General features: G+C 52.3%; 1 protein-coding gene. It reads right to left on the reverse strand.

Annotated features, from left to right (window positions below; all coding sequences use genetic code 11):
• Positions 1 to 260 (reverse strand): hypothetical protein (locus tag R0J87_RS21840; protein ID WP_498888929.1); only part of this gene is annotated, 260 nt, incomplete at both ends.

Raw genomic sequence — 260 nt, forward strand, 5'->3', positions numbered from 1 at the left:
GGCAGTGTTTGCGCCTCATCTGTGGCAGACACATTATGCATCAGGTTAACCTGGCGGGTGACTTCCGCAATCATAGACGCAGGTGCCTGATGCGCTTCCCATTGCGGATCGACATTTTGCTGTTTTAACAGACGCCCGGTAAATGCCTTGTGTTCTGGTAAGGGCAGGACTTCCAGCTGTTGTTTCCATGCCAGGCCACGTTTTTGTCTGTAGCCATCCCAGAACCCCACATTGACGCCGTCATCATAACTTGCCATCAG

Origin of the sequence: Halomonas sp. SIMBA_159, assembly GCF_046536035.1 — a bacterium.
GTDB lineage: Bacteria > Pseudomonadota > Gammaproteobacteria > Pseudomonadales > Halomonadaceae > Vreelandella > Vreelandella venusta_A.